The organism is Pseudomonas sp. PLB05, from assembly GCF_021106615.1.
GTDB lineage: Bacteria > Pseudomonadota > Gammaproteobacteria > Pseudomonadales > Pseudomonadaceae > Chryseomonas > Chryseomonas benzopyrenica.
In genome coordinates this window covers 825,297-850,451 of the sequence record NZ_JAJOHO010000002.1, presented here as the reverse complement: position 1 = coordinate 850,451, position 25,155 = coordinate 825,297, and the positions used below count along the sequence as shown (strand labels likewise).

The 25,155-nt window shown below is 64.7% G+C and carries 24 protein-coding genes and 1 pseudogene; 13 read left to right on the top strand and 12 right to left on the bottom strand.

Translation table 11 applies throughout. The annotated features are described in order from the left end of the window. Nucleotides 1–12 precede the first annotated feature (12 nt). The 4 genes from LRS53_RS10615 (at nt 13) to LRS53_RS10600 (ending at nt 2,685) form a co-directional block, all read left to right on the top strand. Nucleotides 13–225, top strand: a complete 213-nt coding sequence (locus tag LRS53_RS10615; RefSeq protein ID WP_007161022.1) for a hypothetical protein — start codon at nt 13–15, stop codon at nt 223–225. A 238-nt stretch (nt 226–463) separates the two neighbouring features. Beyond that, nucleotides 464–1,105: a TIGR04211 family SH3 domain-containing protein gene (locus LRS53_RS10610; protein ID WP_017642693.1), complete on the top strand. Its 642-nt coding sequence runs from the start codon at nt 464–466 to the stop codon at nt 1,103–1,105. A gap of 116 nt (nt 1,106–1,221) precedes the next feature. Beyond that, a complete protein-coding gene (locus tag LRS53_RS10605; protein WP_231355848.1) occupies nt 1,222–1,809 on the top strand; it encodes an NUDIX domain-containing protein in 588 nt (195 codons plus the stop codon). Between the two features lie 3 nt (nt 1,810–1,812). Next, a complete protein-coding gene (locus tag LRS53_RS10600; protein WP_231355847.1) occupies nt 1,813–2,685 on the top strand; it encodes an oxygenase MpaB family protein in 873 nt (290 codons plus the stop codon). A 136-nt stretch (nt 2,686–2,821) separates the two neighbouring features. On the opposite strand, the gene dbpA is transcribed toward LRS53_RS10600, so the two are convergent. Then, nucleotides 2,822–4,195 carry an ATP-dependent RNA helicase DbpA gene (dbpA, locus tag LRS53_RS10595; RefSeq protein WP_017642696.1) on the bottom strand — a complete coding sequence of 458 codons (1,374 nt, stop codon included), beginning with the start codon at nt 4,193–4,195 and terminating at the stop codon, nt 2,822–2,824. A 127-nt stretch (nt 4,196–4,322) separates the two neighbouring features. Here dbpA and LRS53_RS10590 point away from each other — a divergent pair, with 127 nt between their 5' ends. Then, a complete protein-coding gene (locus LRS53_RS10590) occupies nt 4,323–4,955 on the top strand; it encodes a glutathione S-transferase family protein (protein ID WP_231355846.1) in 633 nt (210 codons plus the stop codon). Between the two features lie 7 nt (nt 4,956–4,962). Here LRS53_RS10590 and LRS53_RS10585 read toward each other — a convergent pair. Beyond that, a pseudogene (locus tag LRS53_RS10585) lies at nt 4,963–6,062 on the bottom strand (catalase family protein). A 177-nt stretch (nt 6,063–6,239) separates the two neighbouring features. On the opposite strand from LRS53_RS10585, the gene LRS53_RS10580 reads away from it, so the two are divergent. Together LRS53_RS10580 and LRS53_RS10575 are read left to right on the top strand one after the other, a co-directional pair. Then, nucleotides 6,240–6,383, top strand: coding sequence for a hypothetical protein (locus LRS53_RS10580; protein WP_017642700.1), 144 nt, complete (start codon nt 6,240–6,242; stop codon nt 6,381–6,383). A 121-nt stretch (nt 6,384–6,504) separates the two neighbouring features. Then, nucleotides 6,505–7,344 (top strand): DUF6502 family protein, encoded by an 840-nt coding sequence (locus LRS53_RS10575; RefSeq protein WP_231355845.1) that lies wholly within the window; start codon nt 6,505–6,507, stop codon nt 7,342–7,344. Here LRS53_RS10575 and LRS53_RS10570 read toward each other — a convergent pair. Genes LRS53_RS10570 through LRS53_RS10545 form a run of 6 tightly spaced genes read right to left on the bottom strand, consistent with a single transcriptional unit; the run spans nt 7,341 to nt 13,784 of the window. Further along, a complete protein-coding gene (locus LRS53_RS10570) occupies nt 7,341–7,793 on the bottom strand; it encodes a type IV pilin protein (protein ID WP_231355844.1) in 453 nt (150 codons plus the stop codon). The genes LRS53_RS10575 and LRS53_RS10570 overlap by 4 nt on opposite strands. Before the next feature lie 7 nt (nt 7,794–7,800). Continuing rightward, nucleotides 7,801–11,361, bottom strand: a complete 3,561-nt coding sequence (locus LRS53_RS10565; protein ID WP_231355843.1) for a pilus assembly protein — start codon at nt 11,359–11,361, stop codon at nt 7,801–7,803. Continuing rightward, the gene (locus LRS53_RS23620; RefSeq protein ID WP_269216687.1) at nt 11,358–11,948 is read right to left on the bottom strand and encodes a pilus assembly PilX family protein; all 591 of its coding nucleotides are present in this window, start codon (nt 11,946–11,948) and stop codon (nt 11,358–11,360) included. The genes LRS53_RS10565 and LRS53_RS23620 overlap by 4 nt, the downstream gene beginning before the upstream one ends. After that, a complete protein-coding gene (locus tag LRS53_RS10555; protein WP_231355842.1) occupies nt 11,945–12,685 on the bottom strand; it encodes a PilW family protein in 741 nt (246 codons plus the stop codon). Before LRS53_RS10555 ends, LRS53_RS23620 begins: the two co-directional genes overlap by 4 nt. After that, entirely contained in the window at nt 12,682–13,287 is a 606-nt protein-coding gene (gene pilV / locus LRS53_RS10550) for a type IV pilus modification protein PilV (RefSeq protein WP_231355841.1), read from the bottom strand. Before pilV ends, LRS53_RS10555 begins: the two co-directional genes overlap by 4 nt. Continuing rightward, the gene (locus LRS53_RS10545) at nt 13,278–13,784 is read right to left on the bottom strand and encodes a GspH/FimT family pseudopilin (protein WP_231355840.1); all 507 of its coding nucleotides are present in this window, start codon (nt 13,782–13,784) and stop codon (nt 13,278–13,280) included. The genes pilV and LRS53_RS10545 overlap by 10 nt, the downstream gene beginning before the upstream one ends. 743 nt (nt 13,785–14,527) lie before the next feature. Here LRS53_RS10545 and LRS53_RS10540 point away from each other — a divergent pair. After that, complete coding sequence (locus tag LRS53_RS10540) at nt 14,528–15,211, top strand: class I SAM-dependent methyltransferase (RefSeq protein ID WP_231355839.1); 684 nt, start codon at nt 14,528–14,530, stop codon at nt 15,209–15,211. A gap of 19 nt (nt 15,212–15,230) precedes the next feature. Here LRS53_RS10540 and LRS53_RS10535 read toward each other — a convergent pair whose 3' ends face one another. Continuing rightward, nucleotides 15,231–16,208, bottom strand: a complete 978-nt coding sequence (locus tag LRS53_RS10535; protein ID WP_231355838.1) for a DUF6515 family protein — start codon at nt 16,206–16,208, stop codon at nt 15,231–15,233. A gap of 291 nt (nt 16,209–16,499) precedes the next feature. On the opposite strand from LRS53_RS10535, the gene proP reads away from it, so the two are divergent. Together proP and LRS53_RS10525 are read left to right on the top strand one after the other, a co-directional pair. After that, entirely contained in the window at nt 16,500–17,951 is a 1,452-nt protein-coding gene (gene proP / locus LRS53_RS10530) for a glycine betaine/L-proline transporter ProP (protein ID WP_231355837.1), read from the top strand. A 448-nt stretch (nt 17,952–18,399) separates the two neighbouring features. Next, the gene (locus tag LRS53_RS10525; protein WP_017642712.1) at nt 18,400–18,879 is read left to right on the top strand and encodes an Lrp/AsnC family transcriptional regulator; all 480 of its coding nucleotides are present in this window, start codon (nt 18,400–18,402) and stop codon (nt 18,877–18,879) included. On the opposite strand, the gene LRS53_RS10520 is transcribed toward LRS53_RS10525, so the two are convergent. Next, nucleotides 18,853–19,704: a beta-carotene 15,15'-dioxygenase, Brp/Blh family gene (locus LRS53_RS10520; RefSeq protein WP_231355836.1), complete on the bottom strand. Its 852-nt coding sequence runs from the start codon at nt 19,702–19,704 to the stop codon at nt 18,853–18,855. The two genes, LRS53_RS10525 and LRS53_RS10520, sit on opposite strands and share 27 nt — an antisense overlap. 2 nt (nt 19,705–19,706) lie before the next feature. After that, entirely contained in the window at nt 19,707–20,399 is a 693-nt protein-coding gene (locus tag LRS53_RS10515) for a bacteriorhodopsin (RefSeq protein WP_231355835.1), read from the bottom strand. Nucleotides 20,400–20,614: 215 nt separating this feature from the next. Here LRS53_RS10515 and LRS53_RS10510 point away from each other — a divergent pair, with 215 nt between their 5' ends. The 3 genes from LRS53_RS10510 (at nt 20,615) to LRS53_RS10500 (ending at nt 24,129) form a co-directional block, all read left to right on the top strand. Next, nucleotides 20,615–21,007 carry a globin domain-containing protein gene (locus LRS53_RS10510; protein ID WP_231355834.1) on the top strand — a complete coding sequence of 131 codons (393 nt, stop codon included), beginning with the start codon at nt 20,615–20,617 and terminating at the stop codon, nt 21,005–21,007. Between the two features lie 595 nt (nt 21,008–21,602). After that, nucleotides 21,603–23,444: a 3'-5' exonuclease gene (locus tag LRS53_RS10505; RefSeq protein WP_231355833.1), complete on the top strand. Its 1,842-nt coding sequence runs from the start codon at nt 21,603–21,605 to the stop codon at nt 23,442–23,444. A 58-nt stretch (nt 23,445–23,502) separates the two neighbouring features. Continuing rightward, nucleotides 23,503–24,129, top strand: coding sequence for a hypothetical protein (locus tag LRS53_RS10500; RefSeq protein WP_231355832.1), 627 nt, complete (start codon nt 23,503–23,505; stop codon nt 24,127–24,129). A 40-nt stretch (nt 24,130–24,169) separates the two neighbouring features. On the opposite strand, the gene LRS53_RS10495 is transcribed toward LRS53_RS10500, so the two are convergent. Then, nucleotides 24,170–25,057 carry a LysR substrate-binding domain-containing protein gene (locus LRS53_RS10495; RefSeq protein ID WP_231355831.1) on the bottom strand — a complete coding sequence of 296 codons (888 nt, stop codon included), beginning with the start codon at nt 25,055–25,057 and terminating at the stop codon, nt 24,170–24,172. Nucleotides 25,058–25,155: the final 98 nt, after the last annotated feature.

Here is a 25,155-nt window from a genome sequence, read left to right as displayed (position 1 = left end):
AGGAGGCCCCCCATGCCGCAGGAATTCCAAGACCTCTTCGACTTCATCGATCAGCTGCTCGCCTGGTCCGACTTCTATCTCAAGTCCGGCCTCCTGCTCTGCGGAGTAGGCATGGTCGCCGGTGCCATCGCCTGGAAACGCTGGTGGGGCAAGGCGCTGGCCTTTGGCTGCGCCGGTCTGGGCGCACTCGCGGCCTTGAGCCTGGATCTGCTCCACCGCCTCTGAAGCACCGCAAGATTCTGAACGGCTTTGCGCCTTCCGCTGCCCAGTACATGGCGGCAAGATGACACTGGCCGTCGCTTTCCGCCGCCAAAGCTTGAACTGCTTCACCGTCTCGAACAGAGGGCGCTACGGGTTGGCGGATAGATCGCGGCAGCTTGCTAGGGTACTGCCCCACAATAATCCGGCCTGTTCACCACGGCCTTCATCTTTTCAGCTCATGCATACAGACCCGATCATGCCCATGTCCCCTTCTCGCCTGTTGTCCCGCCTACCGCATCTCGGCCTCTGCCTGGCCGCCTCCCTCGCCTCCCTGGCCGGCACCGCCGTGGCCCAGGAAGGCAATGCCCGCTGGGTCAGCGACAGCCTGACCACCTATGTCCGCAGTGGTCCCACCGATGGCTATCGCATCGTCGGCACCCTCAAGTCCGGGCAGAAGGTCGAGCTGATCAGCACCCAGGGCGACTACAGCCAGGTGCGCGGCGAAGGCGGCAGCACCGTCTGGATTCCCAACAGCGACCTGCAGGACAAGCCCGGCCAGGCCGAGCGCCTGCCGCAGCTGGAACAGCAGGTGGCCGAGCTGAGCGGCCAGCTCAAGACCATCGACGACAGCTGGAAGAATCGCGTCCAGGGGATGCAGGAGACCCTGGATTCGCGCAAGCAGCAGATCGACGAACTGGAGAGCCGCCGCAAGGACCTCGACGCCCAGCTCACCCAGGCCCAGTCGGAACTGCGCAGCACCCAGGCCAAGCTTGGCAACGAGAACAAGCAGGCGCTGATGCAGTACATGGTCTATGGCGGCAGCATCGCTGGCGCGGGCCTGCTGGCCGGGCTGATCCTGCCGTCCATGACGCGGGGCAGGAAGAAGAACGACCGCTGGTTCTAAACGTCGGGGGCCAGCCGTTCTCGCGGCTGGGCGGAACCCGGGGTCACGGTGCGTGCCTCAAAAAAGGCACCGCTTCTGCTACCGTGGCCCGAAGCCTCCTGTCCAGACGAGCCCCCATGCCCGACACCCCCCGCTTTCGCATCCAGCAGGTCGAGACCCTTTCCGCTGACTGGGGCCTGCTGAAGAAGACCACCTTCGACTACCTGCGCCGCGACGGCAGCTGGCAACGCCAGACCCGGGAGACCTACGACCGCGGCAACGGCGCCACCATCCTGCTCTACGACCGCGACAGACGCACCGTGCTGCTGATCCGTCAGTTCCGCCTGCCCACCCTGGGCAACGGCCTGGACGACGGCCTGCTGGTGGAGACCCCCGCCGGCCTGCTCGACGCGGCCGCGCCCGAAGCGCGTATCAAGGCCGAGGTCGAGGAAGAGACCGGTTACCGCCTGGACAACGTTCAGCACCTGTTCGACGCCTTCATGAGTCCCGGCTCGGTGACCGAGTTGCTGCACTTCTTCGCCGGTGAATACCGCGCCGATCAGCGCATCGCCGACGGTGGCGGACTGCACGAGGAAGGCGAGGACATCGAGCTGCTGGAATTGCCTTTCGACGAGGCCCTCGCCATGGCCCGCGACGGTCGACTGCTAGACGGCAAGACCATCATGCTGCTGCAGTACGCCGCCCTCTACCTGCTGCCACACTAGCCCATGGAGCTGATCCGCGAGCGTATCGAGCGGCAGGTGATGAGCCTGACCGGACTGTCCCTGGGCGAGGTCGATTACGAGCAGCCACCGGGCGATCCCGGGCTGTTCGGACCGGGCAGCGTTCCCTGGCGGGTGCACAGCGACTTCACCTGCATGCTGATCGGCGGCATCGCCGCCCTGCTGATGCAGACGCTGCACCCTCTGGCCCTGGCCGGGGTCTGGGACCATTCGAAGTTTCGCGAAGACATGCTCGGCCGCTTGCGGCGCACTGGTCAGTTCATCGCCGCCACCACCTTTGGCGGTCGCGGCGACGCCGAGCGGCTGATCGCCCGGGTCCAGGCCATCCACCGTCATATCCGCGGCCAGGCCGCCGATGGCCGCCCCTACAGCGCCGAAGACCCGGCGCTGCTGACCTGGGTGCACGTGGCCGAGGTCAGTCATTTCCTCGCGGCCTACCTACGCTATTTCGATCCCCAGTTGCCGGGCGCCGAACAGGACCGCTACTACGCCGAGATCGCCCTGGTCGCCGAACGCCTGGGGGCGACCGACGTCCCCCGTTCACGGGCGGAGATCGCCGCCTACTACCAGGGGATCCGTCCCCAGCTGGTCTGCGACGAACGCAGTCGCGAGGTCTGCCGGGTGTTGCTGCAGGCGCCTGCACCCAGCGCCCTGGCCAAACCCTTCGGGTCCCTGATGATGCAGGCCGGCATCGACCTGCTGCCCACCTGGGCCAGCGAAGAGCTCGGTTTCCACCAGGGCCCGCTGCAAAAACGGCTGATTCGTACCGGAATTAGCGTCACCGCGCCGGTGCTGCGTTGGGCGGTGCGCAATGGCTCCTCGCATCGCGCCAGGCGGCGGATGGGGATCGAGGGTTAGCCTGCACTTAGGTGCGATGGGGCACCGTTGGGCTTCGCTACGCTCAACCCAACCTACGCCACTATCGCGGCCATGGGCCGCTCCTACGGATAGGTTGGATACCTGTAGGAGCGGCCCATGGCCGCGATAGATCAACCTACAACATCCGCACCTTGATCGATCGCCCCTTGATCTTGCCTTCGCTCAGCCGCTGCAGCGCCTGGCGGGCGATATCGCGTTCCACGGCGACGAAGGCCTGGTTGTCGAACAGGGTGATCTTGCCGATCTTGGCACCGGGCAGGCCGGCGTCGCCGGTCAGGGCGCCAAGGATGTCGCCGGGGCGCAGCTTGTCCTTCTTGCCCGCCGCCAGGGCCAGGGTGTGCATGGTCGGCACCAGCGGCTCCGGGGTGTCGCGCAGGGCACCCAGCGGCTGCCAATCCAGCGGCGAACCCTGCTGTACCTCGATGGCCTGGGCGCGGCTGGCCTCGGCCGGTGCCACCAGCGACAGCGCCAAGCCCTGTTCACCGGCGCGACCGCTGCGGCCGATGCGATGCACGTGCACCGCCGGATCGCGAGACAGCTCCACGTTGATCACGGCTTCCAGACCGGCCACGTCGATGCCACGGGCCGCCACGTCGGTGGCCACCAGCACGCAGAGACTGCGGTTGGCGAACATCGCCAGCACCTGGTCCCGCTCGCGCTGCTCCAGGTCGCCATGCAGGGCAGCGGCGGAGATGCGCTGGGCGTGCAGCGCCTCGACCACCTCCTGGCACTGCTGGCGGGTCTGGCAGAAGGCCACGGCGCTGGCCGGGCGATGGTGCCTGAGCAGGCGCACCACGGCAGCCAGGCGATCCTGGGCGGCGATCTCGTAGAAGCGCTGACGGATCTGGGTCTCGCTGTGCTGACTTTCGACGCTGATGCGCAGCGGCGCGCGCAGATAATCCTCGGCCAGGCGCTCGATGCCTTCCGGGTAGGTCGCGGAAAACAGCAGCGTCTGCCGCCGCGCCGGGGTCTGCCGAAGGATGTCGGCGATGGCGTCGATGAAGCCCATGTCGAGCATGCGATCGGCTTCGTCGAGCACCGCGACGTTGAGACCGTCCAGCACCAGGGTGCCCTTGCGCAGGTGTTCCTGCACCCGCCCCGGGGTGCCGACGATCACCTGGGCGCCGTGCTCCAGTGAGGCGATCTGCGGCCCCAGCGGCATGCCGCCGCACAGGGTCAGGATCTTCAGGTTGGGCGTGGTGCGCGCCAGGCGCCGCAGTTCGCGGGCCACCTGATCCGCCAGCTCGCGGGTCGGACAGAGGACCAGGGCCTGACAGCCGAAATAGCGCGGGTTGAGCCCCGTCAACAGGCCGATGCCAAAGGCCGCCGTCTTGCCCGAGCCGGTCTTGGCCTGGGCGATGAGATCCTGGCCCTTGAGGATGATGGGCAGGCTGGCCGCCTGGATGGGCGTCATGCTCAGGTAGCCGAGTTCGGCCAGATTGGCCTGCATGGCCTCGGCCAGCGGCAGGGAAGCGAAGGATGAGGGCACGGGAGTCCTGTGAAACGGCTGGTAAAGGTTTACCAGTCTAGCAGAAGGGTACCGGCTCTCCCGTGAATGGACGCTGGAGCAGGGCCTACCTATGCTAAGGGGTACGACAACTCAAGGAAGTTACACCATGTTCGACCGGCCTGTGCTCTATACCCATCCCATGTCGCGCGGACGCATCGTGCGCTGGCTGCTGGAGGAGCTCGGACAGCCCTATGAAGTGCAGCGGGTCGACTACGGGCCGGCGATGAAATCCCCGGCCTATCGCGCCATCAATCCCATGGGCAAGGTACCGGCGCTGCGCCATGGTGCCGCCGTGGTGACCGAGACGGCGGCCATCTGCGCCTATCTCGCCGACGCCTTTCCCGCCGCCGGTCTCGCACCACCCCTCAACGATCCGGCGCGCGGTGCCTACTACCGCTGGCTGTTCTTTGCCGCCGGCCCGCTGGAGGCCGCCGCCACCAACCAGGCCCTGGGCGTGGTCCTGCCCGAGGATCCGCAGAAACGCGGCGCGGTGGGCTACGGCAGTCTCGCCGAGGTACTCGACACCCTGGAGGCCGCCCTGGCCCCGGGTGAATACCTGGTGGACGACCGCTTCACCGCGGCCGATGTCTACGTCGGCGCCCATCTCGCCTGGGGCATGGCCTTTGGCACTATCGAAAAGCGTCCGCACTTCGAGCGCTATGTGGCCGGGCTGGTAAGCCGCCCAGCCGCGATACGCGCCCGCGAACTCGACGACGCCGAACTCGCCACGCTCAACTGAGCCTCGCCTACAACTCCACCGGTCCGCGCGGATGGTGCAACGGGCAGCCGTTGCGCTCGCTGCGAAACTGCGAAGACATCTCGTAGGCCGGCTGCCGCGATCTCATGATGCCGCCAAGGGGACGATGCGCGGCCAGACCGTGCCAGGGGCTGAACACCATGGCGTCGTCCACCTCGCGCGAGCGTGCCTCGTTCCAGGCCGGTTGCGGCTGGACCTCCAGGCGCGCCACGGTCACATAGGGGGTCAGGTCTTCCGGCCAGACCACCGAGGCGTCCTCGATCGGCGTCAGATCGATGTCTACCCCCAGTTGCACGCGGATCTCCCAGACCCCGCCGTGCTGGGCGAAATGGGCGTTGACCGCTTCGCGCAGGCCGTCGGGCTTGCCGTTGACCTCCACCGCGGCATCGGTCAGGGCGGTCAGCTCCGGCGCCACCGGCACCACGCTGAGCTTGGCGAAATAGGGGCCGTAGAGAAAGGGCACCATGGTGTAGAAGGTCTCGCCGAGCGGATGGGTCTCCGGGTGGCCACCCAGGCTCTTCAGCGTCGGACTCTCGCCGCCAAGGGCCTCCACCACCTTCTCAGCGCCGCGCAGCACCGCCGACGCCACCTTCTTCAGGCCCTCGCCGCGGCCGGTGGTCTTGGTCAGCAGCTTGAGCGTCTTGAGAAAGGTCTTGGGATCCGGCGCGGTAAAGGCCTGGGCGTTCTGCATGACGAAATCCTGGGTCACCTGTCCTTCGCTGCCAGGCCGGCGCTCGCCCGGCACGCCGATCAGCTTGAGCGCCAGGCCACGCGGGGTGGAAACGCTGTCGGCCAGGATGTCGCCGGGGTTGGTAGAGAATCTCAGCACCGCGGCATAGCTGCCCGGGGTGGCGAAGGCGCCCTGGCATAGGCCGGCGGCAGACCATCCAGCACCGTCACCTGGCCGGTGAGCAGACCATGACTCTTGGCGTGCACGCTGCGGATGGCATGACCACCATTGGCATAGGTGGTCTCGGTGATGTCTCTCATGGCTGCGACCATCTCGCGAACGGTGTCGGCTTCATCATCCGGCACCTGTTCGAAGGCGGGCTGGAACGGCAGCGGATGGACAGCGGTAGGCGTGGTCATCACGAGACTCCTCGGATGCCGTCATTCGGATGAGACGGTCAGCCAATGGACCGCTATCGCGCTAACGGCGTTCGGCCATTGCCACTCAGCCGACACAAGGTCGCGCTCGACGGGGTGCTCGGGAACGGCCCCGCCCAGGGGGGTTCGATATCTCCACCACCCACCCAGGAGCCCACCATGAGCGACGCCGACCAGAAGACCTACGACAACCCCAGCAATACCCCGCCACCCGAAGAGCTGCCTTATGCCGACATGGAGCCGGAGGAGTTTCCGGACGACCCGGACGTGGCCGGCGAGACCGAATCGGGCACACCCGGCTAGGCAGTGCCTTGCCCCGCGGACGACAGCCTGAGCGGCGTCCGCGACACTTTATGACTGGCTGGTTTGACGGGGACCCAAGGCCCCGCGAAGATGGGCGGGCGTCTGCCGCATCGAGTCCCCCATGCTTTCCACCAAGGTTCCCTTGCTTCTGCGCAGCCTCATCGGCCGGCTGGTACGGATCGCCATCGCCTCCGGCGTGACCTACCAGACCTTTGATCGCCTGCTGCGCCAGACCTATTTCGAGGTCGCCCAGGATTTCGAACCGCTGCGCGACAAGCCCAATTCCGACAGTCGCATCTCGGTGCTGACCGGCCTGCCGCGCCGCGAGGTCCGCGCTCTGCGCGAAGCCAGCCCGGAACGCACCCCCTGCACGCCCAGCCTGGAATGGCAGGTGCTCAGCGCCTGGACCTCACGACTGGATCTGCTCGATGCCGAGGGCAATCTGCGCCCCCTCCCCCGCACCCAGCGGCGCGGCGGCGAACAGAGTTTCGACGCCCTGGTCGCCAGCGTCGGCAGCGACGTCCGCGCCCGCACCGTGCTGGATGAATGGCTGCGCAAGGGGTACGCCCGTCTCGACGAGGAAGATCGCGTGGTGCTCACGCCCCGCTCGCTGCTGCGCGGCACCGAGAGCCAGGAAGGCGCGGGGCGGCTGCTGGCCCACTTCACCGGCGACCTGCTGGCCGGCTTCGAGCGCCTCTATTTACAGGACCGCGCCGCACCAGACTTCACCTTTCACGTGGTCTACGGCCACAACCTGACCCAGGACTCGACCCTGAGTCTCTATCGCACCGCCTACGACGAATCCATGCACCTGCTCAACCGCCTCAACCGCCTGGTGGTCGAACACGAAGCCCGCGACGCCGGCAAGCCCGACGCCACCCAGAGGGTCACCCTGGGCTTTGGCGGCTATCGCGTGGAACAGGCCCGGGATGCCGGCCTGGTACAGGGACGGGAGGATTAGCGCCAGCAGTCGGCAGCATTGCCGGAACCCTTGACCCCTTTCACGCCCTGGGCATTGAGGGTGAGATCGCCACACACCGTGTCGCGGGTCTGGGTACCACTGCGGGTAGCGGTCAGCAGATAGGGACCGTTGCTAGCGTAGTCCGCGCTGTTGGCGGCATAGATGGCGGCACTCAACTGGTAGTAGCCGCTGGTCGAGGTCACCGTCTGGCTGCCCGCCGGCGTCCTGTTGTTGACGATGTTCAGATTGGCCACGCTGGTGGGATAGGCATTGTTCTGCGCATAGAAACGCTCCATCCGCGCTGCCGCCTCGTTGAGCAGGGCCTGACCCTCGCTGCGGTTGGAGCGCAGTACGTAGTTCTGATAGCTGGGATAGGCGATGGCCGCCAGGATGCCGACGATCGCCACGACGATCATCAGCTCGATCAGGGTAAAGCCTCGTGCTCGCATCGCTACCTCAGGGATCGGGATTCTGATTGGAGAAGGTACGCCAGGTCTGCCGTTCGCGCAGTCCGGCCAGTCCAACGTCTGAACCGGGCGGCACCTTATCAGGCTTCGACTTATCAACACTGCCTGGCAGGATGGTACCGCCCACACTGATAGGACCATCGCCATACACAAAGGCGTTCAGTCCGCTCAGCAGTCCGGCCATCTGCAGACGGGCGTAGCGGAGCTGACTGCCCAGTTGCAGGTGATCGGTCCCGCCACCCGTGTAGGGATCCACTGCATAAAGATAGGTAACCGCGCCCGAATCGCAAGGATTGTCATTGGGCACCAGGGCTGCAGCGAGCAGGGTATCGGCCAGGTAGAGCGGCTTGGTGACGATCATCTCCCCCGTCGACGGCAGATTGAGGTACCAGCCGTACTTGCCGGTCCTGGTGCTGTCGCTGTACCAGTCCACCGCATTGGTGCTCAGGGTATTGGCCGTCGTGGTGATCGAAACCTGGGCCGTACTGGTATAGGTGAGTTGAGTGTCACTGCCCAGGGTCTGCACCTGCAGATTGGCCGTGGTCAGGGTCGGGGTGCTGTCGGCAGCCTTGCCTGCCGTCTGGCGATCCCAGATACCATACAGGCTCATGGCCTTGCCGGTGACGGCGGTGGCATCGCCGGTCTCCAGGTACTTGCCGGTGCCAAAGAGCAGCAGATGGCCGATCCCCGAGGGATGCCGCAGCAGGCGCGGCGCCGCGGTGATGGCCTGGACCTGGTTGGCGTCGCCGCTGGTGTAGCGGGACGCCCGGGCGCGATACAGGGGCGCTCCGCCAAAGGCGACCTTGAAGGCGCTCGCGCTGGCGTTGGCCTTGAGCTCGCTGCCGATCAGGTCGAAGCGCCAGAGATTGCCGTGCAGGTCGCCCGCGTAAACGTAGTCGGCGATCAGATCACCATCGACATCGGCCACCGTCGGCGCAGCCAGGCCATTGGGGGTGGTCAGACCGTCCTTGGGCTCGGGCGTGAACGCGGCGAGGCGCTTGCCGGTCTTGACGTCCAGGGCATAGAGCACCGCCTTGTCACTGGCACCGTTGTAACCGTTGGCCAGCAGCACCGCCCAATCGCCACTGTGCAGCCGAGCGACCACGGGCTGGCTGTAGGTCAGGCCGAGCTCGCTGAAATCCGGATCGCTGGCACTGAGCTCCCAGAGAACCCTGGGATTATCGGGATCGGTGATGTCCAGGGCGAACACCGCCCGATCACCGCCTCTCAGGGTGCCGATCAGCACGCTATGCCAGTCATTGTCGTAGTAGACATCCTGCACCACTGGCGCGCCATCGACATAGAACTGATGGGTACTGCTGGTATAACTCGGATCGGTAAGCTTGTAGAGATTGGGGATGACCGCACTGGGGACGAAGGCAAAGGCCTCGTCGCCATTGTCGTCGAAGGCATGCAGCATGCCGTCGTTGGCACCGACGTAGATCCGCGTGGCTCGCTTGGCCCATTTCTGCTGGAAGGCGCTGTAGCTGCCGGCAGCGCCGAGCGCATTCATCCTGGCAGCGGGACTGCTGGGTGTACTGACCAGCGCCGGTGTCGAATCGATGATGTCGCCGAGCAGATGGTTGCGGATGCGCAGGGCCGGCGTGGCCGTCTGGCTTTCCTTGCTGCGATCGCCACGCAGGTAATTGACCCGGGCCTCGCCATAGCTGTCGCGGGTACCGTTGGCGTTGCGGTTCAGTGTCACCTTCTGGTCGTCGCTCAGATTGCTCCAGATAAATGGCTGACGCACCCCGCCCACGTTCATGTACACCTTGCGCGCGGCAAAGCCGCCCGCGCCATAGGTCGTATCCAGACGACTCTGGGCACTCCAGACCTTGTTGGTGCTCGTCGAGGTCCGCAGGTGCTTGGCGAGATCGCCGCTCCAGTCGCTGCTGGAGAAACTGGGCACATAGCTGTAGTTGGAGCTCTGGGTGCTGTCCAGCAGCGGTGACGAGGCCTGGCCGGCGCTGGCCGTATTGGTCTGGGCGATACGATTGACCACCTGATTCAGGGAATCGACCAGGCCATTGGCATCGTCGGCGCTGAAGAAGTCGCCGCGCGAGTTGATCGCCGCGTGCCAGAGGTCATAGACGTTGTTGTCGCTGTCGCTGCTGGCGGCGGGCCAGCTCATGGTGGGGCTGTAACCGCCGGCGAAGGTGCTGCCGCCCCAGGCCGGATTGGTCAGTGATGAACTCAGGCCGAAGCCGACGGTATAGGTGACCAGATGCTGCCAGGTCGCCGGATCGTTCTTGGGATTCCAGTACTGGGTATCGGTGTTGCTGCTGGCGTCGCGGACATAGGGCGAAAGCTGGTTCGGGATGCCTGGCTGGGCATCGGTCGCCCAGTACTTGAACGCCAGGTCGGCCAGGGTGTTGCTCGCGCTGTCGGTGAAAGGCGCCCGCGGCGAGTACCTGGTGCCGTCCGGGAGCGTCTGCCCACTGCCATCCACGTTACCGGCCCCGATGGTGTCCGAGTTCCACTTACCATCGGTCATCATGATCTGATAACTCGGGCGGCAGGCGTATTCGGGACTCTGGGTCACCCCGGGGTCCTTGGCGTAGGGCGCGTCCTTGCCGCTGCTCTGCAGGAAACGCCCGGCACGATCCAGGGCACTGCGCAGCGGCGTGCCGGTATTGAAGTTGATATCGCCCAGCCACCGGAAGAAATTGGCCCGCGCCTGGCCGTCGAAGGTGCGCAGCTGATTGCTGCCGCGGTAGCTGATTCCTTCACAGTCGGTGCCGGAGTTCAGGATGGTACAGTTGCTCAGGTCCTGCCAGGTCAGCCGCACCGAGCTGGAAAATTGCGAGAAGGCCAGATTGGCCGACGACTGCATGCTCAGGGCGCGATTGCGATAGAAGGCATACCAGATGGCGAAGTTCTGCCGATCCGCCGCGGAAGTGGGATTCACCAAGGCGTAACAGCTATCGTCCCAGGTCCTGCAATTCGGATTGTCGCTGTTGAACCGATAATAATAGGCAGGCACCCCGGTCTCGGTTCTATCGTTCCGCCGATCATAGAAGTCCGCTTGAGGATTTTCCGCCAGGTAATAGATGACCCCAGTGTTTCCACCGTAATTGGTCCCGGCGTTGTAGTTGGTATCCTGGCCACGAGCGGTGTCGTACTCCCAGGCGACGCGATAGTCCCGGCTCAGATCCACGGTGCCGGCCCCAGGTCGGAAGCCGTTCACGTATACCCGGGTGAAATCGAAGCCGGTGCCGCTACTGACCGGATAGTCCGAGGTCGTCAGAACCCCATTGCTGAAGGTGACCTTCTTCGGCACGGCATAGCTCACCGCCGGGTTGTAGTAGAGCGCATTGAAGGCGGCCGACTTGACCCGCCGCGTGGTGCGCAGGCCATTGGCGCTGTAGCCCAATGAGTCCGGAATGAAGCCCCACTTCATGCTGTTGGAGTTGTCCAGCGTGACGATGATATTGGGGTCGACGCCGGTACTCAGGAACAGCGGTTGCTGGCTGATGTTCAAGTTGCTGGCGCTGGCGCTTAGGGAAGCAAGCAGCGTGGTTAGCAGCGCCAGACGGGATGAAAGGTTCATGGCACCTCCAGCTTGACGATGCTTTGCAGAATGACCGGGAAGCGTGCGCCACCGCTGCGTGCAACGGCGGTGACGCGGTAGTAGTAGGTGCTGTCGTAGAGCTCGCTGCTGGAGCTGCCTATCGCAGTGATCACCCAGCGCGGCGCCAGGCGATAGCGGGATTGGCCATCGAAACCGCGATAACCCACGGAGTTTTCCCCTGGTACCGGGTCCAGGGTCTGCAGGGCGACCTTGGCCCAGGCCTGGACCTTGGCCTGGGTGTCCAGATCCTTGCTGTCGCTGAGGATGCACAGATTCTCGACAGTGGCCGCCAGAGCATTCGCACTGGTCGTGCAGGAGTCGAAGCCGCCGCTGGCATTGCCGAAGGCCAGGGTCCCCCGCAGGCTGCTGAGCCGCCGTTCGGCTTCGCGCAGCGCCGATTCGGCGGCGTTGTAGGCGCGTTTCTGTTCGGAGACGTTGCCACCCACCCGATTCTGCAAGGTGGTCTCGCGCATGCTGGTAACGGCCAGCAGGGTGAGCAGCAGAAGCATGACCAGGGCGATCAGCAGCACCGCGCCCCCTTGCTTCCGGGGTGAACGGGACGTCATGGCATCAGATTCCGCAAGGTGACGCTGCCCTGGACGATCTGCAGCACCTGGGTGCTGGCGCCCGCGGGCAACTCGCGCCCGGTGAGGGGCTTCCAGTTGGCGGCCATGGCGTTGGCCATACCCTCGGTGGGAACGGCGCGACTGGAAAACAGCGCGGCATAGCGCACGGCCTGACTCGGCTGGCTGGGGGTGGGCAGTGTGAACCAGACGAAATCCGCCAGGCCGGCGACGATGACCTGGGCCGGCCTGCCCTGGGCGCTGCACTGCAGGGTGCCGCGGCCAAGGGCGCCATTGGGATCGGCGACGTAGCTGATACGGGTCAGCACCTCGGTGCCGTTACCGTTGGCATCTTCGGCGATGGGATTGCCCAGGCAGTCGCTGTCCCTGCCCTTGGTCTCGCCCTGGTAGCGCAGGCACAGCCCGGTCTTGTCGTCGGTCAGGGCGATGACCTGGCCGCTGCTCATCGCCGGACAGCCGTTGGCAGCGGGACGCGCGGCAAAGGCGGTCTCCAGCGTCGTCTGCAGGGTCGGATTGGCCCGGAAGCCCGCGCGCGCCAGTTGCTGGTCGAGCAGCAGCAGGGCGGTCCGGCCGTTTTCCTCGTTGCTGACCTGGCCTTCCTGGAACAGCGCGTGTCGCTTGTTGTTCAGGTACAGCTGGGTCACCGCCAGGATGAGAAAGCTGCTCAGGGTCAGGGCTACCATCAGTTCGATGATGGACAGGCCGCGCTCTGCCCTCATAACGCGCCCCTCAGGGTGTAGAAGCACAGGCCGCCACTGCAGCCGGCGCTGTTGCCGGTATTGTCCTGCCAGGCAAGGACGATCATGACCATGGAGGCATCGGGTGACACGCAGGCATCGGGGTCCGCATAGGGCGCGGCGCTGCCCACCTGCGGCGGCTGGCGCGTCGGGCATACCGCGAAGTTGGCCTTGAGGATGGCATCGCTGACCGGCAGCAGCGTCCGCACCTGCTGCAGCCAGCAGGCGAGATCCTTGCCGGCGATGGCCTCCCCGCCCTGACCGCGAGCGAGGGTGGCGCAGGAGCCATCGGCCGCGTCCAGGGCCCGGGTGGCGAAGTCCTCAGCGACTGGCTTGGCATAGGGGCTGTCGATGCTGAATCGACCCTTGCCGTCCAGCGCGGCCCCGGCATTGCTGCGCATCAGCTCCAGCAGGTCGCCGGCCAGCATGATGGCGTTGTTGCGCTGGATGGCATCCTGGGACAGCACCAGGCTGCGCGACTGCAGCGCCACCAGTCCCAGCACGCCGATGCAGATAATCACCAGGCTGACCAGCACCTCGATCAGGCTGAAGCCTGCCTGGGAAGACTCGCGACTCAACTGCATCCGGTGCTTACCGATGTCGGTGTGAAGTCGGCCACTTCGGTATGGCCACCCTGGGTGACGGTAAGGACCTTGCCCGGGGTGCTCCTGTCGTTGCTGGCGCAGAGCCGGATGGTGAAGGCACTCGCCAGGGTGCCGTTGGGCCTGAAGGTCAGGCGCGTGGCGGTCCCGGTGCTGTTGAGGCCGCTGGGCGCCAGGCCGGTGCCCTCGAAGGTCCTCAGGATTTCCACGCCACCGGTCACGGTGGTGCTGGCGGTAGCGACCTTGAGCGCCCCGGACCAGTTATTGACACCGGGAGCCTCGACGCTGACGTTGAGACCTCGGGTCAGGGCTTCGCTCCGGGCATAGGTGAGCAGATTAGTCAGCTCATTCGTGGCGACGAGGACGCGATTGGCTCTTGTCATGGCGCCGAAGCCGGGGGTTGCGATGGAGACCAAAATCGCCACCAGCGCCATGACTATGAGCAATTCGGTAAGAGTGAAGCCCGCAGCCTTCTGCATGCCAGGTCTGCCTTGTGCGTGACGGAATGGCGAGGATGCTGCACTCAAGCGGGCTGTAAATCAGCAATAGCGGGATATTCGGCCATCTTGGCGGGATGACTGGACGGCGCGGAGATGAGCGAAACGAGTGATGGCAGCGTGGCGGATTCCTTTGCATAACGTAAATAAAGCCACCTATCAATATGCTATCTAAGCATCTGTCGCTTGCTCGCATGCTCTGAAACGCGGGTCTTGATCGGTTGACGCTCTGGAAAAGGCAAGACTTTTAATGGAGATGCCTCACGGCCTGCTGACCATGGCTTTCCCTACCCTCCCCGCCTTCCGCCGCTCCCGGCGGTGTGCTCGTTCTCTCCTACCCGGAGCTGCGCCAGGAAGAGCGCCGCTGGGTAACTGGTCAAGTCCATTAATTGAACGAACAAATAATAAACTGATATTTAAATTGAAAGAACGAACAATCAAAAACAATTAAAACCACCAACTTCTCATCCAGGCGAGATAACACCAGACATAACTAGCCAAACACCGTTAGATTGTTCTAAAACGGTAACAACCCTATCTGGAGCAGCCGCTACGCCTGGCTTGCAGGCCGTGGACAGTCAGGCGGCAGGCCATCTTTCAATCCGCACGACGAAATAGCGAAGCGCCTTTATCCACTCATAGATCGCACTTATCACCCTCGGACGCCGCGCCGAATTCGCTTCGTAACGCCGCTGCTTTCATCTACCGACAATGACAAGGCCGCTATGCACGACTCGAAGAAAATCGATTACTCGCTGAATACTGCCGACACCTCAGCTCCACACTCCGCGCTGGACAATGCGGCCATCATTTCCGCGTACCGGCGCTGGGCTAATGTCTATGACCGGGTGTTCGGCGGCGTTTCCGCCCCCGGCCGCAAGCGCGCGGTGGCGGCGGTCAACGCCCTGGCGGGTACCCGGGTACTGGAAGTGGGGGTAGGGACGGGGCTGGCCCTGCCCCACTACAGCGCCGACAAGCGCGTCACCGGCATCGATCTCTCGCCCGACATGCTGGCCAAGGCCCGGGAGCGCGTCAGCCGCGACGCCATCACCACGGTGGACGCCCTGCTCGAAGCCAATGCCGAGGACACCGGGCTGCCCACCGGCTCTTTCGATATCGCCGTGGCCATGTTCGTGGCCTCCGTGGTGCCCAATCCGCGCAAGCTGATGCAGGAGATGCGCCGGGTGGTGAAGCCGGGCGGTCAGCTCCTGCTGGTCAATCACTTCCAGGCCGAGAGCGGTCTGCGGCTGCTGGCGGAAAAGGCCCTGGCACCGGCCTCGCGCAAGCTTGGCTGGCACCCGGACTTCGCCATGGACTCCATCCTCTCCCGCGAAGACCTGCGCCGCGCCAGTCGCAGCAGCGTGCCGCCCTTCGGGCTGTTCACCCTGGTGCAACTGACCAACGACTGAGCGTTACTCCAGGCGATAGCTACTCCACGCGATAGCCACGCCCCGCCAGACAGGCCGCCAAGGCCTGGCGGAAGCGCTGGGTGAGGTAGGGATCGGCGACCGCGCCGGGTCGTTCGGGATCGAAGCCCGACTCTCCGGCGGCGTAGCGCCGACAGTCGTAGCGATCCGTGGCGTAGCGCTGCGGCGACTGCCCCTGCAAGGGATAGGCGGTGACGTCATAGGCGTCGTAGCCCGTTCCCGCCGGCGCTGCCGTCGTGGTCGGTACGGCCGCCACGTTGGGATCGGCGACGGTGACGAAGCCGCCGCCCGGATCGGTGCGGTAGTAGCTGCCCGCGGCGAAGTAGTAGGTGGTGCCGCCCATCCACAGGGTCTCGGCAAAGGCCGGCAGAACGCTGACGCGCACCCCAGTCGGCGGCAGGGTCACCACATAGCGCGGCCCCTGGGGTCGATACCAGTAGCCGTCGGCATAGTAATACTGGCTGTCCCGGTACCAGACGCGGGTGAAGCCGGCCGGCACGCCCGGCACCTCGAAACCCGGTCGCCACTGGGGATTGGCGCCCCAACCCGGACGCTGGCCGGCCCAGTGCGGATCCCGCTGCGGACGCGGTGGCGGGGGCGGATAGTTCCGACCCGGCTGGTCGGGCGCCGGCATCATGTAGCCGGGACGCGGCACGGGGACGGGTCGATCCTGCCAGGCCGGCTGATAGCCCGGCCGCGGTGGTGGGGGGTCGTTGCGCTCCCAGCGCTCCATGGCCGGACCATTGCCGCGCCCGGGACCGTCGCCCCGCCCGGGCGGGCCGCCATTCCAGTCACCCTGACCGCCGCCCTGCCAGCGTCCGGCATTGCCTGGGGGCATGACCGGTGGTGGCTGGGCGCCCCCCGGGGGCGTGACATAGCCGCCACCGAGGCGATAGTTGTTATCGGCCCAGGCGGGCCCGGCGCTCCACAGGGAAACGCCGGAAAGGACAAGCGCACACAGCACGGCAGGCGATTTCATCGCACGGCTCCACGAGGGGATGACCCAGAGTACCCCAAGGCTTGGACCCTGCCCCAGCCTGGCTGTTAGCCCCGCGCCGATCTGCCATTGAACGGCCACTGCAGGTGCCGAGAGCACGCCGAGAAACCCGGAGCCCGCAAGGACGGAGCGAACGTCCGCGCCTGCAATCATCTCGGGCTTCGGGCATTCCCGGGGTCGATCCCTGGGGGTAGCGGGGAAGTTTCTGCCCCTCTGTCATCGCACTTCTAGCGGTCCGCTCGGGTCTATGGCCCCACGCAAGGAGGAAAACACATGTCGAAACACCATCATCACGTTGGCTGGTTCAAACGCCGCCATGAGGTAAAGCCGGACGACCTCACCATCGTCGACAATTCCCTGGTCAAGCGCGCCGTCGGCGCCGCCGCCCTTGGCAATGCCATGGAGTGGTTCGATTTCGGCGTCTATGGCTACCTGGCCGTGACCCTTGGCAAGGTCTTCTTTCCCGACGGCGATGCCGCCGCCCAGCTGATCGCCACCTTCGCCACCTTTACCGTGGCCTTTCTGGTCCGCCCCCTCGGCGGCATGGTGTTCGGCCCCCTGGGCGACAAGTACGGTCGCCAGAAGGTGCTGGCCCTGACCATGATCATGATGGCCCTGGGCACCTTCAGCATCGGCCTCATCCCCAGCTACGAGAGCATCGGCATCTGGGCGCCTGCCCTGCTGCTGCTGGCACGTGTCGTCCAAGGCTTCTCCACCGGCGGTGAATACGGGGGAGCGGCGACCTTCATCGCCGAGTACGCCACCGACAAGACCCGCGGACGCATGGGCAGCTGGCTGGAATTCGGCACCCTGGCCGGCTATATCGCCGGTGCGGGAACGGTCACGGCGCTCACCGCGGCCCTGACCCAGGAACAGTTGCTCGACTGGGGCTGGCGCGTGCCCTTCTTCATCGCCGGTCCCCTCGGCCTGCTCGGCCTCTACATGCGCCTGAAGCTGGAAGAGACTCCGGCGTTCAAGGCCCACACCGAGGCCAACGAAGGCAAGGCCGCGGACGGTCCGGCGCACAGTCTGCGCGAGCTGTTCACCCTGCACCGGGTCGCCCTGCTCAAGTGCGTCGGCCTGGTGCTGGTGTTCAACGTCACCGACTACATGCTGCTGACCTACATGCCCAGCTATCTGGCGGTGACCATGGGCTACGCCGAGACCAAGGGTCTGCTGCTGATCCTCATCGTCATGGTGGTGATGATGCCGCTCAACATCCTGGGCGGTTTCTTCAGCGACCGCTTGGGGCGCAAGCCGATGATCATCGGTGCGTGCGTGGCGATCCTGATCCTGGCGATTCCCTGCCTCAAGCTGATCGGCAGCGGCCACGACTGGCTGATCTTCCTCGGCCTGATGCTGCTGGGCATGGCCCTGGCCTGCTTTACCAGCACCATGCCGTCCACCCTGCCGGCGCTGTTCTACACCCCGATCCGCTACAGTGCCCTGTCCATCGCCTTCAACATCTCGGTGTCGCTGTTTGGCGGGACCACTCCGCTGGTCACCGCCTGGCTGGTGGAAAAGACCGGCGACCCCCTGGTGCCGGCCTACTACCTGATGGCCGCGGCCGTGATCGGCATCCTGACCATGCTGACCGTGCGCGAAACCGCCGGCCAGCCCCTGCGCGGCTCGCCGCCCTCGGTGGCCAGCGAAGAGGAGGCCAGGGAGTTCCTCGCCAGCGACGCCCCCCTGACCGTGGACAAGCAGCCGCCTGGGCAGGCGTGAGTTTCACGGATTGATCGCGGCCGCTCCTACAAGCATATACCGCTGTAGGAGCGGCCCATGGCCGCGATGCTCTTCCCCCTTACCCAACCTTCCCCAGACGCCTCCCCGCCCCCCTCCAAATCCCACACAAAAGAAAAGGGGGAGACCTTGCGGCCTCCCCCTTGAATTCGTTGTCCTCTCGCACCGCTCGTGACGGTGGCTGCGATCGACCAGGAATGGTGACCTGGGCGGGCCCGGGCGCGGCGGACGGGATACCGTCGTTGGCGATGCGAAAGGCCCTCCTGGGGCGCCTTCGTTGGACAGCTCTACCGGGCTATCGAAGTTGAGTTCAGCTTACGCCCCTGCCGCCGGCAGAGGTTTGCGTTGTGCGCACTCTTTCCTGCCTCTTGCGCAATCCATGACTAGAAACCTAGGATTGGACGCAACCCGATAGCGCAAGGCATGCAAAATGGACAAACTCGATCGCTTCGATCTGAAAATCTTGGCAGAACTGCAGCGCGATGCGCGTCTCTCCAACCAGGAACTGGCCGAACGCATCGGGCTATCGCCTTCCCCCTGCTCGCGACGGGTCAAGCAACTGGAAGACAGCGGCTACATCACCCGCCAGGTCGCCCTGCTGGATCGCAAGAAACTCGGCCTGTCGCTGACCGCCTTCGTGCTCATCGGCATGGACAGACACACCCCCGAGCGCTTCGAGAACTTCCAGGCCATTATCGCCCAGTGTCCTGAGGTGCTGGAGTGCTGCCTGGTCACCGGCATGGATGCGGATTACCAGCTCAAGGTGGTGGTGCCCGACATGGAGCACTACCAGCAGCTGCTGCTGGGCACCCTGACGCGCATCGAGGGCGTCTCCAGCGTGCGGTCGAGCTTCGTGCTCAACCAGATCCTGGCCAGTACCGAGCTACCGCTCAATCATCTGCGGTCTTGAGCGCGGCGCGGCTTCGACGCCGGAGTCGAGAAAACGCGATAGCACCAGCATGTGTGGCACGGCGAAGGCCGCCAGCACGGCGAACAGCGCACGGATGCCGGTGCGTTCCTGTATCAGGAACACCAGGCCACCGGCCAGGGTGAAGAGCGCAGCGCTCAGCAGGATCGGCCACGTCAGGCGCAGATAGGCCTTGAAGGTGGGCGCTCCCAACAAACGTTGGCGCACCCCGGTCTGGGGCGCGGCGTGCAGCAGATAGAAGCTCAAGGCGAAACCCACCAGGGGCGGCGCCAGCACCACGGCGAGCAGCGTCACCGCCAGCCTGGGACAACGTTGCTGCCAGGCCGCCAGCAGCAGCACCGGTAGCGCCAGCAGCCCGCTCAGGGCGAGCACGCGGGCCAGCCAGTCTGCGAGGGCCAAAGAAGCAGTCGGCCCCATGGCCAGAGCCAGCAACCGGGCGACAGCGGCTTCGTGCACCAGCGCCGGACCGCAAAGGATGAACAACCCCAAGGCCAGCGAGGTGAGCCGATTGGGAAACAGCTCGTCTTCATGAGCAAAATGCCAGGCCGAGAGCAGCAGGAACAGCAGCAGCGCCGCCGTGCCTGCCCATTGCCAGCAGACCAGACAGGCCAGGGCTGTCGCCAGATAGCAGCCGAGAAAGACCAGGCGCCGCCCGGGAGCGACCAGACGCAGATCGCTGGCGCCATGCAGCAGGCCCAGACCCAGGCCTACCACCAGGGCATAGGCCAGTTGCCCGGCCCCGCCCGCCAGGCTGGCGAGCCCGGCGGTCAACACCAGCGCCAGCCAGCCTCGCCCGGTCTCTTGCATCTTTAGACGCCGATCCGCGCTAGGGCCGCGCGCAGATTGCGCTCGGAGGTGAAGGCATAGACTACCTTGGCCAGCACGTCGAGGATCAGGAAGACCCAGACCGTGGCGGCATCGCTCACCGCCCAGACGCCCTCCGGCCCCACGGCGAAAACCACCGGATAGATCAGCCAGAGCACGCTGAGAAAGCCGACATTCTTGCGATAGGCCGCGCCGATCGCAGTGTGCTGCCCAGCCAGAGCCGCCAGCGGCTTCCACAGCAGATAGAGCACCCCGACAAAGGCCGCGCAGGACCAGGCGAAGAACACCCACTTGATGGTGCCGTAGGGCGCCAGGGAGGCCACCAGGCCAGTCACGATCATCACCACGTCCAGGGTCACGATGGAGGCCACGAAACCCGCCTGACCTTCTTGCTCGCAGGCACCCAGGTAGGCCGAACTCACCACCCCGGCCAGCAGCAACGGCGTGGTGAAGGTCCAGTCCAGGTAGCGGGCGACGTAGGTGATGCTGCCATCCGGCTTGATCAGATTGCCGACCCCCAGGTACATGGCCAGATAGGCCGTGGCGGCGATGAAGGGCACGGCGGCGTGGACCAGGGTATGACCGCGCAGCGGACCGCGGTGCGCACCCTTGGCATAGATGGCCAGGGAGGCGAGCGACATGATGACGAAGCCGATTAGCAGAGGGGTCTGACTCATGGGGTTCTCCAGGGGACGTTAGTCGCGCCGCGACGAACCAGACCCTCTGGAGTAGGGGTTTCTCGGCTACCGCTGCGCCTAGGGTAGAGAAGCGGCCCTGTGAATTGGTTCAAAATGTTTCAGGGCGGCAAACTGGCTGTCACCTGACCCGGATCAACACGGCCGGCCCCGCGCCCAGGCAGGCTGCGCCGCTTCATGCCTGCCCAGGAACCCGCATGCTGCCGGCCCAGAACGTGATGCTGAGCTACGGACGCTGCTGCGCCAGCCCCACCTTCTTCGATGATTTCTACCAGCGCTTCCTAGCCAGCTCGCCCCAGGTCCGGGAAAAGTTCGCCCACACCGACATGGCTGCCCAGAAGCTGCTGCTGCGCCACGGCATCATGAACCTGGTCCTGGTGGCCCGCGGCATGCCCACCACCAAACTGCGCCAGCTCGGCGAAAGCCATTGCCGGGCACGGCTGGACATAGGCCCCGAACTCTACGAAGGCTGGGTCGACTGCCTGCTCGCCACCCTGGCCCAGCACGATGCCGAATTCTCTCCAGCGCTGCGCCAGGAATGGAGGGACGTGCTGGAGGCAGGGATCGCGGTGATGCGCAGCTACTACTAAGCGGGGCCCTGATTGTTGGGCTTCGCCCCGCTCAGCCCAACCTACGAAACCCGTAGGTTGGGCTAAGACAGCTCCACCGTCGAAGCCCAACACCCCAAGGCACCGCTCCTCACCCAAACGCCCCCTCTCCCCCAGGGAGAAGGCCGGGGTGAGGCAAACCAGACCTCGTAGGTTGGGCTGAGACAGCTCCATCGTCGAAGCCCAACACCCCAAGGCACCGCACCCTACCTAACGCCCCTCTCCCTCAGGAAGAGGGCCAGGGTGAGGGCAAACCACACCCCGTAGGTTGGGCTGAGACAGCTCCATCGTCGACGCCCAACACCCCAAGGCACCGCACCTCATCCAAACGCCTCCTCTTCCCCGGGAGAGGGCCGGGGTGAGGGCAAACCAAACCCCGAAGTACCGCTATACCCCCAAGACAGCCCAATACCGGCCACCTGCCAGCCACCATCGGTCGGCCAACTCGGCCAATCGCCCGGCAACACCCGTCTCACGCTTTACCCGCCGCACCTGCCTGACTAACGTATGACGAAAGGACTTTTGTGCGACAGATCACGGTTTATCCGCCCTGCCCCACACCACGGATGGATGACCGATGGCCCGCTTCTTCCCCGCTCGCAGCCAGTGCCAGTTCGATACCCCCGGTGAACGTCGCTTCGCCGAACGCCTGGAAAAACTGCTCGAAGACGACTACCTCTGCTGGAGCAACGTCCCGGTCGGCCCCAAGGCGCGCTACCCGGATTTCGTCGTACTTCATCCACGGCGCGGCATCCTGGTGCTGGAGGTCAAGGACTGGAAACTCGCCACCCTGGAATCCGTCACCCACGGCAAGGTGCGCCTGCATACCCAGGACGGCCTGAAGACCGTCGCCAATCCCCTGCTGCAAGCCCGCTCCTACATCCTCGAAGTCGACCTGCTACTCAAGAAAGATCCGCTGCTGCGCCAGAGCGCCGGCTCGCCCCATCCGGGCCAGCTGATCATGCCCTGGGGCTGGGGCGTGGTGCTGACCGGCATCACCCGCCGCCAATTCGAGCAGACCGATCTCGCCGACGTCCTCGATCCCCAGCGCGTGCTCTTCCAGGACGAAATGACCGAATCCGCCGACCCGGAAGCCTTCCAGCAACGCCTCTGGGACATGTTCCCCCACGTCTTTCCCTGCGCCCTCAGCCTGCCGCAGATCGACCGGGTGCGTTATCACCTCTACCCCGAGGTACGGGTCAACAGCCAGCCCGGCCAATTCGGCTTGTTCGACGCCGCCGAGGCGCCGCTGCCCAGCCTGATCAAGGTCATGGACCTGCAGCAGGAACAGCTGGCGCGCTCCCTGGGCGACGGCCACCGCGTCATCCATGGCGCCGCCGGCAGTGGCAAGACCATGATCCTCGGCTATCGCTGCGCCCACCTGGCCAAGGTCTCGGTCAAACCCATCTTGGTGCTCTGCTACAACAAGTCCCTGGCCGGCCGGCTGCGCCAGGTGATCGAACAGAAGGGCCTCGGCGAACGGGTAGTAGTACAGAACTTCCACGCCTGGTGCGCCGAGATGCTCACCGCCTACCAGGTCGACAAGCCAGACCACCGGTTGCCGGTAGCGGCCAAGATGGAGCAGTACGTGCTGCGCACCATCGACGGCGTCGAGCGCGGCCAGATCCCCCGCGGCCAGTACAGCGCCGTGCTGATCGACGAAGGCCACGACTTCGCCCCCGAGTGGTTCCAGCTGGTGGTGCAGATGGTCGACCCCAGCACCCAGTCCCTGCTGGTGCTCTATGACGACGCCCAGGCCATCTACCGCGGCAAGGGCGGCAAGAAGGCGCTGGACTTCAGCTTCGCCAGCGTCGGCATCCAGGCCCAGGGCCGCACCACCATCCTCAAGCTCAACTACCGCAACACGGTGGAGATCCTCTCCGTCGCCCGCGCCTTCGCCACCGAACTGCTGACCAGTCGCGACGCCAGCGAAGACGGCGTACCCCTGATCGCCCCAGAAAGCGCCGGCCGCCGTGGCCCCTTCCCCGAACTCATCCAGTGCGGCAGCGACCGTGAGGAATGGGATCTGCTCATCGCCCGCATCCGCGACGAACAGGCGGGTGGCCGCCAGCTCAGCGACATGGCCATCCTCTACCGCAGCACCAGCCAGGCCTACCAGGCCGAATACGAACTCAAGAAGGTCGCCATCCCCTACCGTTCCGGCGCCAGCAACAAGGGCCGCGCCCAGCTCTACGACGCCGAAGACAGCGTGAAGATCGTCAGCATGCACTCCAGCAAGGGGCTGGAGTTCGGGCTGGTGCTAATTCCGGGACTAGGCGAAATGCCCAAGCAGGGCGAGCCGGAGGCGGATGAGGCGCGGTTGCTGTATGTAGCGATGACGCGGGCGATTGATCGGTTGGTTATGACGTATCAGCGAGCTTCCTCATTCACAGAAAAACTCGTCAGAACAATTATATAAACGGCCTCATCTTAGAAAAAGATAAATACCTTTAAAAGCACTAAAGCAAGGAGAGAAAATGGAAATAGAAGGAATTATTGCAGCCCTTTCCCTGGCGCTGTCGACATGCCTGGCTTTTTTCTATCTAAAGGACAGAAAAGCGGCGCGATTCAACCTGATAAGTACTCACGCCACGGCGATCCAAGACTGGCATGAGAAGGTTGTTGTTTTGCTTATTTCAATGAAAAACCTGAAGCTCTCCAGAGACTCAGTGGAGCACCTTACTCACCTGGCGCAACTCTCAGCCCTGATAGAGCAAGGTAGATTCCTATTCCCCAATATCGACAAAGGCGACCACTATGGAAAGGACAAACCACCCGCCTATCAAGGGTATAGAAATCTTACCCTAGACTTTCTAGTCGCATCGCACAAACTACTCAAACAGCAACCAAGTGATGCAGCAAACTCAAAACTAGAGCTACTACAAAAACACTTTACCTCCATAGTTCATGAAATAGTAAATCCGAGAGACCGCCTGAACACCATCCGCAGCCTCACTGACAGATACTTCATCAAAGACAGCTCTTTTGAGGACTTCCTCGAACACCGAGACAACTCCATAATAAGTCACATCTGGTCAGACCCCGAAGCCAGATTAAGAACACACGCCGAAAGAAGAGCACAAAATCAAAAAAGCAAAGTTTGATTATCCTCCCCTCAATAACCTTTGCGATTACTAGCCAACATCAGGCTTTGCCTAGCAGGATCGCCACAAACGCCTCCGCCTGCGGCGACACCTCATCCCGGCGCCGCAGCAACCACACCGCCGATGTCGCCTCAGGATCATCCAACTCCCGATACACCAGCCCTTCCATCTGGGTGCGCTGGTAGGTGGCGGGCAGCACGGTGACGCCGAGGCCGGCGGCGACCAGGCCGAGGATGATGAGGACTTCGCTGGCCTCCTGGACGATGCGCGGGGTGAAGCCGGCGCGGGCGGCGAGGGTGTGGAGCTGTTGGTAGAGGCCGGTGCCGAAGCTGCGTGGGAAGTAGACGAAGGGTTCTTCGGCGAGCGCGGCCAGGGGCAGCGGCGCGGTGCCCTGCTGGGCCAGTGGATGGTCGTGTCTCAGGGCGACCACCAGGGGTTCGCGGAAGAGTTCGACCGCCACCAGGGCATCGGGCAACTCGATGGGGCGGATCAGGCCGATCTGCAGGTTGCCGGCGAGCATGGCGTCGATCTGTTCACGGCTGCTCATCTCCTGCAGTTGCAGGCGCACCTCGGGATAGGCGCGGCGATAGGCGAACAGCGTCTTGGGGATAGTGGCGACGAAGGGTGAAGAGGCGCTGAAGCCCACCTGCAGTTGCCCGGTCTCGCCACGGCCGGCGCGGCGGACCCGTTCGGCGGCGCGCTCGCTGGCCAGGAGGATCTGCCGGGCCTCGTCGAGAAACAGCCGGCCGGCGTCGGTCAGGGCGACGCGTCGGTTGGTGCGCTCCAGCAGGCGAGTACCCAATTCGGTTTCCAGGGCCTGAATCTGCTGGCTGAGCGGCGGCTGGGAGATGTTCAGGCGCTCGGCCGCGCGACCGAAGTGCAGTTCTTCGGCTACCGCCACGAAGTACCTCAGGTGCCGTAATTCCATACCCCTCCACTGAGTCGTACAACCTATCAATTGAGACGAACAATATATTGGATATATGGCAGTCACCAGCCTAGGGTGATGAGGTCAGACTTGCCCCG